The organism is Vibrio owensii (genome assembly GCF_002021755.1).
In the GTDB taxonomy this organism is placed as follows: Bacteria; Pseudomonadota; Gammaproteobacteria; order Enterobacterales; family Vibrionaceae; genus Vibrio; species Vibrio owensii.
In genome coordinates this window covers 2,566,447-2,578,770 of record NZ_CP019959.1, presented here as the reverse complement: position 1 = coordinate 2,578,770, position 12,324 = coordinate 2,566,447, and the positions used below count along the sequence as shown (strand labels likewise).

Annotated in this window: 13 protein-coding genes; 3 read left to right on the top strand and 10 right to left on the bottom strand. The window is 43.9% G+C overall.

The genetic code is table 11. The features are described 5' to 3' along the window. Positions 1 to 3: 3 nt before the first annotated feature. From A9237_RS11885 to A9237_RS11840, 10 genes are read right to left on the bottom strand one after another with little or no spacing between them, the layout of a single operon-like run. Complete coding sequence (locus A9237_RS11885) at positions 4 to 708, bottom strand: tetratricopeptide repeat protein (protein ID WP_078608239.1); 705 nt, start codon at positions 706 to 708, stop codon at positions 4 to 6. Next, the gene (locus A9237_RS11880; protein ID WP_045480374.1) at positions 705 to 1,565 is read right to left on the bottom strand and encodes a type II secretion system F family protein; all 861 of its coding nucleotides are present in this window, start codon (positions 1,563 to 1,565) and stop codon (positions 705 to 707) included. Before A9237_RS11880 ends, A9237_RS11885 begins: the two co-directional genes overlap by 4 nt. After that, a complete protein-coding gene (locus A9237_RS11875; protein ID WP_045480957.1) occupies positions 1,562 to 2,464 on the bottom strand; it encodes a type II secretion system F family protein in 903 nt (300 codons plus the stop codon). Before A9237_RS11875 ends, A9237_RS11880 begins: the two co-directional genes overlap by 4 nt. Further along, positions 2,464 to 3,741: a CpaF family protein gene (locus A9237_RS11870; protein ID WP_045480371.1), complete on the bottom strand. Its 1,278-nt coding sequence runs from the start codon at positions 3,739 to 3,741 to the stop codon at positions 2,464 to 2,466. The genes A9237_RS11875 and A9237_RS11870 overlap by 1 nt, the downstream gene beginning before the upstream one ends. Next, positions 3,738 to 4,976, bottom strand: a complete 1,239-nt coding sequence (locus A9237_RS11865) for a CpaE/TadZ family protein (protein ID WP_045480368.1) — start codon at positions 4,974 to 4,976, stop codon at positions 3,738 to 3,740. The genes A9237_RS11870 and A9237_RS11865 overlap by 4 nt, the downstream gene beginning before the upstream one ends. Beyond that, positions 4,977 to 5,453 carry a hypothetical protein gene (locus A9237_RS11860; RefSeq protein WP_078608238.1) on the bottom strand — a complete coding sequence of 159 codons (477 nt, stop codon included), beginning with the start codon at positions 5,451 to 5,453 and terminating at the stop codon, positions 4,977 to 4,979. After that, on the bottom strand, positions 5,450 to 6,787 hold the full coding sequence (locus A9237_RS11855; protein WP_045480955.1) for a type II and III secretion system protein family protein: 1,338 nt from the start codon (positions 6,785 to 6,787) through the stop codon (positions 5,450 to 5,452). Before A9237_RS11855 ends, A9237_RS11860 begins: the two co-directional genes overlap by 4 nt. A 23-nt stretch (positions 6,788 to 6,810) precedes the next feature. After that, positions 6,811 to 7,656 carry a Flp pilus assembly protein CpaB gene (cpaB, locus tag A9237_RS11850; RefSeq protein WP_078608236.1) on the bottom strand — a complete coding sequence of 282 codons (846 nt, stop codon included), beginning with the start codon at positions 7,654 to 7,656 and terminating at the stop codon, positions 6,811 to 6,813. A gap of 11 nt (positions 7,657 to 7,667) precedes the next feature. Further along, positions 7,668 to 8,126: an A24 family peptidase gene (locus A9237_RS11845; RefSeq protein WP_078608235.1), complete on the bottom strand. Its 459-nt coding sequence runs from the start codon at positions 8,124 to 8,126 to the stop codon at positions 7,668 to 7,670. Between the two features lie 26 nt (positions 8,127 to 8,152). Beyond that, positions 8,153 to 8,362 (bottom strand): Flp family type IVb pilin, encoded by a 210-nt coding sequence (locus A9237_RS11840; RefSeq protein ID WP_078608234.1) that lies wholly within the window; start codon positions 8,360 to 8,362, stop codon positions 8,153 to 8,155. Positions 8,363 to 8,694: 332 nt separating this feature from the next. On the opposite strand from A9237_RS11840, the gene A9237_RS11835 reads away from it, so the two are divergent. The 3 genes from A9237_RS11835 (at position 8,695) to A9237_RS11825 (ending at position 12,249) form a co-directional block, all read left to right on the top strand. Continuing rightward, entirely contained in the window at positions 8,695 to 9,558 is an 864-nt protein-coding gene (locus A9237_RS11835) for a LysR family transcriptional regulator (RefSeq protein WP_020193913.1), read from the top strand. 14 nt (positions 9,559 to 9,572) lie between these two features. Further along, positions 9,573 to 10,403 (top strand): transglycosylase SLT domain-containing protein, encoded by an 831-nt coding sequence (locus tag A9237_RS11830; protein ID WP_078608233.1) that lies wholly within the window; start codon positions 9,573 to 9,575, stop codon positions 10,401 to 10,403. 154 nt (positions 10,404 to 10,557) lie between these two features. After that, the gene (locus A9237_RS11825) at positions 10,558 to 12,249 is read left to right on the top strand and encodes an AMP-binding protein (protein WP_078608232.1); all 1,692 of its coding nucleotides are present in this window, start codon (positions 10,558 to 10,560) and stop codon (positions 12,247 to 12,249) included. Positions 12,250 to 12,324 lie beyond the last annotated feature (75 nt).

Here is a 12,324-nt window from a genome sequence, read left to right as displayed (position 1 = left end):
TCATTACTGGTGTAACCTTCGCGAAATTTCCATCACTTGAGAGTCAGTAAAAGACCCTTCTAATAAATCTCGCGCCTGATAGATATCCCCTACTTTGAATAATGCGATGGCTAAATTTGCACGCACCTTCTGGTTGCTAGGGTTTTCCTGATAAACAGGAACCAGCAGTGTTATCACGTCGTCATACTGTCGTTGAGCAAGGTAAACTACGGCTAAGTTATTTTTTACCGCCACGTCGTTATAGCCTTTTAGACGGGCTTGGTTGAATGCGGTTTTGGCTTGGTTAAATTGATCGGTGTTGCAATAGGCAATCCCTGACAGAACATAGATTTCTCCGGTATTGTTTCCTAATTCAATCGAATGTTTGTAGCGATTAATCGCAAGTTTATCCTCTCCCTCTTGGCTGTGGATTTGTCCTCTGAGTTGAAGTAGAGCAGCGTTTCGAACACCCTTGTCGATCAAATGATCCACATAGAATTTTGATGATTCGGTATCACCTTTATCAAAATAGACTTTGGCCAACTCTTGCATTATTTGAACGTCTTCAGGGTCTTGTTCCAAGTGCCCCTTATAATGCTGAATTAATCCTGAGTGGTTATCGACACGCTCCATGCTCTGAACAACGTCAATATCGTTGCTAGAGCTTGATGAACAAGCACTTAACAAGACAATTGCAGAGAGAGCGATCACATCCTTTATGATTTTCATCGTTGTCCTCCAAAACTGTTCAGGTCAATTTGCATAACGCCAGGGGCAAGAATAAAGATGACGATTGGAAACATGATCAGCAAAATCAAAGGAATACTCATTTTTGCTGACAACTTACCCATTTTCTCCTCGACTCTTAACAGTTGTATGCGGCGCATATCTTCTGCTAGATCACTCAATACATTGGCAACGGATGCACCATAGTGGAGATTTTGGATAATCGTAAGAACAAAACTGGAAACCTCAGGTGCAGGTAAGCGCTCAGACAAGTCATGCAACGCTTTTTCAATGCCGTGAACTTTGCCCGCTTCAGATGTCCTTTTAATTTGATAACAAAGGTCTTTATCAAAGATTTTCAATTCTTTCGAAAGATAAGCAAAAGAGGCTTCTATGGTCATACCGGTCTGCACACACACAGACATGATATCCAACACATAGGGCAGATTTTTTGAGATGCGCTTAACCATAAGTCTTTTGCGCATTTCTAGTAGGAAGTCAGGAACAATAATGACCACCACTAGCGCAATAGAGAACGCGAGTGCTTTAGTCAATAAATCGACATTTAAGAACAGCACGACAACAGCAGCAATCAAGATCAGAGCAATTTTAATTGGGAAGTAATAACTGGCTAACTCTTTATTGTAGTAACCAGCGTTTTGTAACTTTTGCTCTAGGTCTTTTCGGTTTTCCTTACCAAACTTGACCAAAAAAGAGTTTAGCTTCGGCTTTAATTCTTCTTTGTTCGAACCTTTTAAATACTTATCTAAAGCAACGGCTTTACGATGGCTGAAATACAAATCGTAAGAGATAAACGCGAGTGCCCCGAGCACTAAAATGATGCTTACAATCAAGGTCATTGTCTTACTCCTTTTACAAGCAGCCAAACAATAAACAACCCAAGTACTTCACTACCAACAACATAATAAAGAATCCAGCGTCCATTCGGGTCATTCAAAATAAAGTTGATATGGTCAGGGCTCACTTGATTAACCATCAAAGCAAACGCAACGGGGATAGCTGCCACTACTTTGGCTGAAATTCGCGCCTCTGATGTCATGGCCATTTTTTTAGTTTCTAATGTCCGTGCATCGACCAAGATACGAATCAACCTCGCCAATACGTTTTTAAGTTGGCCACCTCGGTTAATGTTGGCTCGAATAGTAATCGTGAAGAAGATATATTCTGGATAAGGAAATGCTTTACATGATCGCAAGAGAACTTGTTCAGCGCTTTCACCCAGTTTCAATCGATCCCCCATCTCCTTGAACTCTCGTCCAACTTCCCCATCCATGTTATCGCCAACAAAAGAGAAAGCGTGCATGAGACTTTCACCCGCAGTAACCGCACTCATAAGAATATTCAACGCATCGGGGAAGGTTTTCTCAAACGTGATTCGACGTTTGTTTTGCAACCAGTGATACGCCCAAACAATAACGAGGAAGAATATGCCCCCAGCAACAAGTAAGGAGTTGATTTTTAATAACTCATACGTCACGTAATAGGTGAGATAAGCAACGATAAAAATAAAAGCGACAATAATAAAATTGGCTCTCGGCCCAAGAACTTGAATCGTCGGCGATAGGTTATTTTTAAAACGCTGCCAACGCTTTTGTTCCATCAAAGAATTTAGATTGATAGCACTGACAATTTCTTCGTCTACTTCAGATTCAGGAAAGTATCCGCTGATCTTGCTCTGCTTATTACTCAAAAGCAGATAAAGCGCTAAACCAAATAAAATAATGGAAATCCAAAGCATCATGAGCGAACTCCTTGGAAGGCCACCATAAGCTCTTCATATAGACCGTAAAAATGTGCTTTCTTAACCAATTCAGAGCGCTGCATTATACCTTCGGTAGTAAAACGGCCTCGTACTGCTTCTCCGTAACCGACTTCGTCATACTGGAAACGGAAAATCTCTTCCATCACCACACTGTCGCCTTCTAAACCCACTATCTCGGAGATGCTGGTGACTTTTCTCGAACCGTCCCGAAGCCTATTCACTTGAACCACCAGCTCGATCGCACTCACAATCGCTCGACGAATCGCATCGAGTGGTTGGTTTAGGTTCGCCATCATCACCATAGATTCAACGCGCCCAATGGCATCACGTGGAGAGTTCGCGTGCAGCGTCGACATTGAACCTTCATGGCCCGTATTCATCGCCTGCAACATTTCGAACGCTTCAGAGCCACGGCACTCACCTAAAATGATGCGGTCTGGACGCATACGCAGCGCATTAATAACCAAATCACGCTGGGTGACTAAGCCGGTGTGTTCAACACTTTCCGCTCTCGTTTCTAGGCGCACTAGGTTCGGTTGCTCTAGACGCAGCTCAGCAGCATCCTCGATGGTAACAATGCGTTCATCATCACTGATGTATTGAGATAGAGAATTAAGCAGTGTGGTTTTACCTGAGCCGGTACCACCGGAGATCAGGATATTCATTCGGCATCGAGACGCGATCGAGAGAAGTCTGGCCATATCTAAAGACAGAGAGCCGAACTCCACCAACTCTTCTAGCCCAATGTTTTGCTCTCTAAATTTACGAATAGAGATCGAAGTGCCATCTAAGGCAATGGGCGGGATAACGATGTTTACACGACTGCCGTCTTCAAGGCGAGCATCTACCGTTGGCGATAACTCATCCACTCGTCGACCAACACGCGAGGCTATTTGTTTTGCAATACTCAGAACTTGAGCTTCGTCGACAAACGTAATTTCCGATTTTTCGAGCTTACCGTGTTTCTCAAAAAACACATTGTTCGCCCCATTTACCATAATATCCGTTATGTTTCTGTCATCCACTAAAGACTGGATAGGCCCTAACCCAAACAGCTCGTCGAGCATGCTTTTGACCAAGCTCGATTTCATCATTGACGTTATAGGTCGCTCAAAGTTACTCGCTAATACATCAACTGCATTACGGATCTGACCTTCGATCTCATGCTTCGATAAACTTTGAATTGCCTCAACATCTAACGCTTCGAATATTTGAGAGCGAAATGCGGTATATAACTCTTTATTTGAACTCATCGTGCCCCCAATCTGGATAACCAGCTCGTTGAGTGATGCGTTTGCTGACCATTAATTAGGCGAGTAAGATCCTCTATCGTGCGGTTTATAGAACGATCATGTTTGTGAGCACGCTTACCCTCTAGAAGCAAATGAGACAACGCTCGGCAGTACGGCATATCCAAATTAACATCCGTACCTAGATACTTTTTAAGATCGCTTTGTTCGATCACAAAGGTATTTTCTGGACGATGATGGTTAGCAAGAGTGATGGTTCGGATCCGCTTACTCATGGAAACTTGTTTACTCTCTAACTGTTCGAGCAATACTTTTGCATTTCGCACAGACGAAACTGAAGGTTCAAAAACCACCACGACAACGTCGTAGTTCTCTATCAACCAATGCGGGTCAACCCTAAAATCAACACTTCCAGAGAAATCCTCAATGATAAAGTTCGTGTTCCTACTCAGTAATTCACAGAGAGTTTGGTTATAACTGAAAATATCGTCCTGATTACGTTCACTTTGGAGTGCAAGTAAACGAAGGTTCTTGCGAATTTTCGTCAGATAACTGAGTGCGCCTTCTGTATCTAACTCATGGATAGGAACTGAAAATTCATCAATCGCGCGAGACTTAAAGTCTTCCATTGCGAGCAGTACATCTATATTGCTGTCATTGTATTGATGGTCAACTAAGATGGTATCGATGTTCTGTGACGACAGTTTTGAGCTAAGTTCAGTCGTAATTAACGACGTTCCAATACCACCTTTACTACCAACAACAGCGACTCGCTTTGCTTTACGCTGCTTACTTACCCCGGAATAAGTTTGTAAGTTGCGATGAACGTTCATGACAAAATCAGCAAATTCATGCTTGTTGATTGGCCAGAACAAGTAGTAAAAACCCATCTCTTTGAGTTGACGAAGGGTTGATATGGAGTCTTCCTTCCCAATTACAATAATGCCTTTGTGCGTCGGCAAATGTGTCGCAAAATGTTGAGCATCGCGAATAATGTCATCCGATTCATTTAACTCCAGAATGACAATATTGCCGCTTTGTTCAGAATAAAAACTCTGTGGAATACTTGATTGTTTGAGACAGTTTGGCGAGTTCCACCCCTCGAACTCAAACATCTCTTTTACCAAAGACATACACTCAAGGCTTTGATAAAGCAGAACACACCCTGCCGGGCCATGGGTACTCTCGAGAATCTGTGGTGTACTTGTCTCTTTTAATGTTTTACCTAAATCAAACATCTACAATCCCTCCACCAAACGTTCCTTGTGCGAGATTTGCTTCATCCGAGCAACTTCGGAGAAACAATTGCGGCTGATATCGTCTTCCTCTATTTCTGAAGGCTGACACGGCTGAGTCAAAAGTGAGTGGTAGGTAATCGTTATTTGGATGTCATTATTTAACGTATTGTTACGACGCAAAGAGAAAGCTTCTGCTCTTAGAGGAAGTTTTTCCCTCCCTTTCATTACGCCATCAAGGACTTTTTTACCCTTGGTATTGCGATATTCAAGAAGGTAACTCGCTCCTGAATCGTTCTCTTCAACGATATCTAAAATACTCGAGATTTGGCTTGTCGTTTGCTGCCCGGACTTCACGGTAAACTGATATACATGCGTTTCTGGGTACACGAGCGCTTCAGCGCTAGAGCCGTTAAAATAACGCTCTGCACAACCAGACAGTAACGCAGCAGCTAGCATGGCAAATACGATCGATTTCATTCGATAAACCCTCCTTGAGAAAGCAATTCAATCGTTGGATCGTTTCCTCTGTTACCGTCTGCACTATCTGATATTTTTAGCCAGCGGCGCAAAGTGGATGTTTTATTCATGTAGGGCAGTTGAATTTCTTTGTTCTTCATTGGCTTCACAAGATTCACTGTCGCAACAATAATCAGCTCCGTTCGTCTTCGATCCGTTGAAGCTTTGCGAAATGCAGCACCGAGAACAGGAATATCGCCAAGCAGTGGAATCTTCTGCAGTTCTTCTAGATCCGAGCTACTCATCAAGCCGCCTAAAACGAAGCTATCTCCATCCCCCAATTCAATCGTTGTCATAGCTCGTCTTGTTGCAAACTGTGGAACCTCAATACCCGCAGCTCGAATGTAACGCTCAACTTCACTCACCTCGGGCATGAGTTGCATACGGATTTTTTCTTCATGAAGCACTTTGGCCGTCAAATCGAGCTTGATACCAAATTCTCGAAAGGTGATGTTGATATTGTTGTTGGTACTTACGATTACAGGCACTTCACCGCCGACCAAGAAACTGGCAGACTCACCAGAAATAACGGTAAGGTTTGGTTCGGCAAGGACTTGAGCGACGTTTTCATTACCCAGCGCGGTAATCAAAGTCGTCAAATCAGCGGCATCAAATTGCTGGAATAAGAACTCACCCACGTCAGCACCAACACTAGACCAATCTACACCAACGGTTTGAGCAAAGGTTTCCGTTACTTGGGCAACAGAAATCTTCACATTGACCTGTTGATCCGTTGCAACTTCAATGAGCTCTAAAATGCCATCCCAAGTCATATTCCGGGCGAAGATAAGTGCTTGAGGTTCTTCTATGTCAAACGCCTCATTGTCGAACTCCAGCACTTGAGTTTCTTCCCACTTCTCCACTTTTTCCCTGCCGAGGAGCGTAGCAACCATTCGATAGATATCGTCACGCTGTTGCTCGGAATCAACAACGCCACTAACGGCAACTTGTGAGCCTACAGATTCGACTTTGACATTTAGATTCGGGTAATGAAGCTTGAGCTGGCGACGAACAAGAGACAAATCTATGTCTACAATAATTCGGTCAGAAAGGAGGACTTTTTTGGACTTGCCATAGATGATGAATCTGGCTTGGCCGACTTCTTTGGCAAAGACGACGACGGTGTTCTCGTTGATGACGTTATAGTCCACGATGGACGGGTCACTGACAAAAACCGTCGAGATCGCTTCTTTCACTTCAATATGTTGTCCATCACTTACCGTAATGTAGCGATCGGCTGCTAGCGTAAAAGCGCTAAAAAACGAGGCGGATACTATCAGCACATAGATACACATTTTTCTTAGTATTTGGCTGTTCATTACAGTTCCTCTCCCTGAGCAGTTTGGCGAGTCGAACCGCGTAATTCCGTTACGCCACTGTAGTTTCCAATCACATCTCGAACCTCAGCAAAAATCGGCTCTTTGTACTTGTGGCTTCTGTACACTTCGAGGTGCATGGTTTTTTGAGCAATAGAGAGTCTTGCGATGGCTTGTGGCACAACTTCAACCACGATGACGACTTGATGCTCATCTTCACTCGATACATTAGATTGCACAGCATCTTCGTCTTGTGTTGCTCCACCAATACTCAAAACTTTTACATTCTGCAAAATCAACTGTGCGTTCACACCGCTAAAGTCAATTGCATCGTTATCTTCGTCCGCTAAATTTTCTTGAGGAGAGCTAACGGCTAGTAAATCAACGTAGGTTCCAGGACGAATATACCCTTGCACTAGATTACGAGTGCTGACCAATAGCGAGTAAGGCTCCATGCCCTCGGTAATCAAAAGATCAATGTAACGGGGATCGCTCTCATTAACTTGATATTCTGGCAACACCAATTGGCCTTGCTTAATATTTTTGTTGAGCAAAGTTGACGGGGAAAAATCCAATTTGATGTCAGAACTGATGCCCTCTTCCAAGGCAATATTTAACTGCAATTGTTCTCTTTCAACATTGTTGATATCAATTGGGGTTCCGCGTTCGAGATCGACTGCCGCTCGCCATACTTGAATATATTGAACATCGTCGATTGCAGACTTCGCAGGATGATTGACTTCCGCGATTGCGTTTTGATTCTGCGTGGACGTAATGTTGTGAAAAATACCAACACCACCCACTAATACAGCGAGAAAGGCAACGAACAACGCCAAACGAGATCTCATGATCTGTCTCCCTACGTTATTATCCTTGTTATAAGAACAACATAGAAACCAGAGCAGATAGCGATGCCATAAGGTAAACCAGTTGGAATCGAAGGCTTGACTCGTTTTTGGGTTTGTAGAATGCGTTTAGCGAGATAAAAAATAGCCAATACGCCACCAAAAATAACCACTAGCCAGAGTGCGAACCAAAGTCCGACGGATGGCAGTGACAATGAAAAGGCAGCGATGAGCTTAACGTCTCCGCCCCCCATAACCCTCAAGCGATGAAGTAGAATTAAAGCGGCCCAACAAGTCCCTAGGTACCACAAACTGTTCGCAGAGTAATCTGAAAAACCTAGAGCTAGCGCGACTATGGCGACAATGACCACATGCTTGTTTTCTATTCTTCTGTCCCTTGCATCAGAAATTGAAATGACCAAGCATGTAATCAGCAAAACCGCATAGAGAATCAGCTTTAGAATTTCAAACATAAAGCGGTTGACCCTTGTTCAACCGATTAATTCTTTTTGTCGATTTCCGAACCGATCTTCTCAAATGCATCTTGTAACGCACCAAGAAAGTCTTTCGAGTCATTACCAAGCACTGCGATCAACATGAGTGCCATTGCAACACCAATTAGACCGTACTCAATTGCAGTAACGCCCTGCTCATCATTTTTAAGTTCATTTAGGTAGTTTGTAACGTCTACATAAAGTTTAGTAATCATGGTTTGTCCCTCTTTCCTTGTTTCGTACTAATTGCTTAGCCCTTTTATCGTAGACACCGGATCACTGTCTCAAAAATGAACAATATCGGTGAGACCGATTCTGCCAAGCGTGCCGTTTCACTTAGGGACTATCCTTAATGGGTAGCAAAAATTATTTATATCTACAGTTCAGTCAATTAGCGCTCCCCCTCCTTCTTTTAGTGGTAAAAATAAGATTTTGTACCGTAAATTTAAAATGTGACGCAAATCACATTAAGCCAGATTATTAATTCAACCTTCTTCATACCCATTAAGCTAAAACTTATGGACTAGAGACCAGAGGAAGCACCGCGATGAAACTTCCCTTCGACAATCTCATCTCTTTTCATGCCGTGATCACTCATGGTTCTTTTAGTAGTGGAGCAAGAAAATTAGGTAAGTCTCAGTCTACGGTGAGCGGTGCGGTGAAGAGCTTAGAAGAGGAGTTAGGTTACTTACTTATCGACAGGAGCAATAAGCAAGTCGAACCAACAGAACGGGGAAAGAAGATTTATCAACTGGCGACGCCCATCATCAACAAATACAACGAGCTGAGCCAAATCGCCGAATCCCTTTTGAGAACGGATCTGTACCATATGCGAGTCGGCATTGATTCTCTGGTGTTTAACAACGAAGTCAAAAGTGCCCTCATTGAGTTCTCAGAAGCTTTTCCAGAAATAGAATTAACTGTTGTCACCAAACCTAGCCAAATCCTCGGTCAATACATCAATAACAATCAAATCGATATTGCCATCTGTAATCCTTACCACCGCACGAAACTCGACTTTAATATTGATGAGCTTTTTACCGTCAACTGTAATTGGGTGGTACATCATGACCTGATTCAACAAGGAAAACCCACCGAGTCTCGCCTACTCTTATTAGACGGGTGTGAGGATTTGATCGACTTGTCCAATGTCGCCAAAAACAATATGTGGATACTCGATGATATCAGTACCATCATGGAGTTATGCATTGCGAAGAAAGGCATGGCGTTCCTACCACAACATACGATTGATAACTCCATGCATCGTGATGTCTTGGCCAAAGCACCAAGTGAGACCGCCTTGTTTGGCAAGCAGTTGTACGCCTCTTTGATCTGGCCCATTCACTCGGATTACAGTAAGTATCACCAATGGCTACACGATAAACTGAGAAAAGGGCACAAGCATTTTTAGTCACTGGAGTGGTTATGGCTGCGGCTTTCAAACGAATCAAACGCGCGCTTGCTCAGAAAGGTCTCATCTGGATTCTGACTTCGATGGCTCTGGCTGTGCACCCTGAAGCCTATGCAAAAATGACCAAGGTCAACCAACAAACACTCAACCAGCAAAACCGTCACTCTCTTCAAGAAAAAAAGCTCAAACTGAAAACATTGCCAAGCGCATCCCGGCATTCAGGAACGCAAGTGGTGGAGCTAAGAGGCACAACCGAGCCGACAAAAGCCAAAGCTTACAATAAGGTGACCAAACCCACCTCTCCTGCCGCCTTACAATATTTACCCATGATTTCTGAAGCTGCTACGCAATGGAAAATAGAAACCGCCTTGCTGCTGGCCATTATTCATACTGAAAGCGCCTTTAACCCCAATGCAGTCTCACACAAAGATGCCATTGGCTTAATGCAAGTCATGCAAAATGGCGGCGCGTTGGAAGTCTCCCAAAAACTGTACTTCGGAAGAAAAATTTCACGTGATGAGTTGTTCGAGCCGAACTTTAATATAGATACAGGGGCGGCGTACTTACATATTCTCAAAACCGATTACTTACACTCGGTGCGATCCGAACAAAACAAAATGCTTTTGGCCATTGCTGCTTACAACTGTGGGTTGTCGAACCTAATGCGTTATCTATCTTACACTCAGTCACTGCCTCAATTTTCTTCAGAAATGAATCGACTCACAGAAGACGAACTTTACTTTCGACTAACCCAAACTCTGCCTATTGAAGAGACTCGAAACTACGTAGAAAAAGTCATGCGTCTCTATCACCACTATCAAAAGCGAGTGATTGATACACTTTGATAATCAATTAAACCGTACTTTAGCCCATTGAGGTCATAAGCTGTGATCCCTAACAACAAGTTGTTACTTTTTCTTTCCCCAAACAACCTTACCCATGCTATTGTTAACATTACACTAACAACAACAAACCCTGCGATTAACATGGAGTTAGAGAATGATTCAGCCTAACGAGTTAAGTGAGCAGACTTGCGCTCTCCCACCACCAAATGAAATGATTCTCAAATGGGCAGCGGAACGCCCAGATGAAGTCTACTTAAAACAAATCATCAACCGACAGTTCGTTGAGTTCACTTATGCGGAAGTTGCCGATCAAGCGTTAAGGCTTGTCAGCGCTTTACGTAACCTTGGTGTACAGCCGGGCGATAAAGTGGCTTTAGTCTCGAAAAACTGTGCAGAATGGTTCATCTGTGATTTAGCCATGATGCTTGGCGATTACGTTAGTGTGCCTATTTTCCCAACGGCGGGTGCCGATACCATTGAGTACTGCCTCACCCACAGTGAGAGTAAAGCACTGATCGGCGGTAAGCTTGATGATCCTGCAGCAACGCAGCAAGTGATTGACGCGATGCCGGATATCATTAGCATCGCACTGCCTTACGATACCGCGCCAAACTGCCAGTATCAGTTTAAAGAGCTGATCGCTAACGCCGATCCGAGTGAAGAACGTCCACAGCATTACGACGACAAACTGATGTCTCTGGTTTACACATCAGGTACGTCCGGCCTACCTAAGGGCGCGATGCTCACCTATGGCGCGTTCAGTTGGTCAGTTCAACAGCTCATCAACCATATCGGCATTCAAGAAAACGATCGATTGTTCTCGTACTTGCCTCTTGCGCACATCACCGAGCGTGTCTACATCTTTGGTTCATCCATCATGGGTGGTGTGACAACGGCGTTCCCAGAATCGCTCGATACCTTCATCGAAGATGTGAAGATGCATCGTCCGACGCTGTTTATCTCTGTACCTCGCTTGTGGACGTTGTTCCAACAACGTATCCAAGACAAACTTCCTCAGAAAAAGCTCAACATTCTGTTGAAGATTCCTTTCATCAATTCTTTGATCAAGAAAAAACTTGCCGATGGCCTTGGCTTAGACCAAGCACGAGTCCTTGGTTGTGGCTCTGCACCTGTTTCACCAGCATTGTTGGAATGGTATCGAAGCGTTGGTTTGAACATCACCGAAGCATGGGGCATGACAGAGTCCTTCGCCTATAGCACACTAAATTATCCGTTCCGCGCCGATAAGATTGGCTCGGTCGGTAATGCAGGTCCTGGCATTGAACTTAAAATTGCTGACGATGATGAGATCATGGTGCGTGGTAGAGGCTTGTTCTCTGGCTACTACAAGAATGACATTGCTACCCAAGAGTCGTTTGACGCGGACGGCTGGTTGCATACAGGTGATATAGGCTCGATCGATGCCGACGGTTACCTCACCATTCAAGGTCGTAAGAAAGACACCTTCAAAACATCGAAAGGTAAGTTCGTCGCTCCTGTGCCTATCGAAAAGAAACTGTTCGAATACAGTCGCGTAGAGATGATGTGTTTGATCGGTTTAGGTCTACCAGGTCCAATCTTATTGGTTGTGCCACATGACTTCCCGAACTTCGACAAAGAGCGTTACGCAAGAACCACACGTAAAGTGATCGCTCGGATGAACCAAGAGCTTGAATCACACGAACAGATCAAAGGGGTATTGATGATCAAAGACCCATGGAGCATCGAGAATGGCGTGTTAACTCCAACCTTGAAGATTAAGCGTCATGTGCTTGAGCAGAAATACCACGAGATCGGCCACAACTGGCCAAAAGGCGATTTAGTGTTGTGGGAGGAAGACTTGTAACTCCTCAGTTTGATGCCAGTTCACCCTAACTTCACCCCAGAGACTGACTTTTCAGTTCTTCTGGGGTGACTTGTC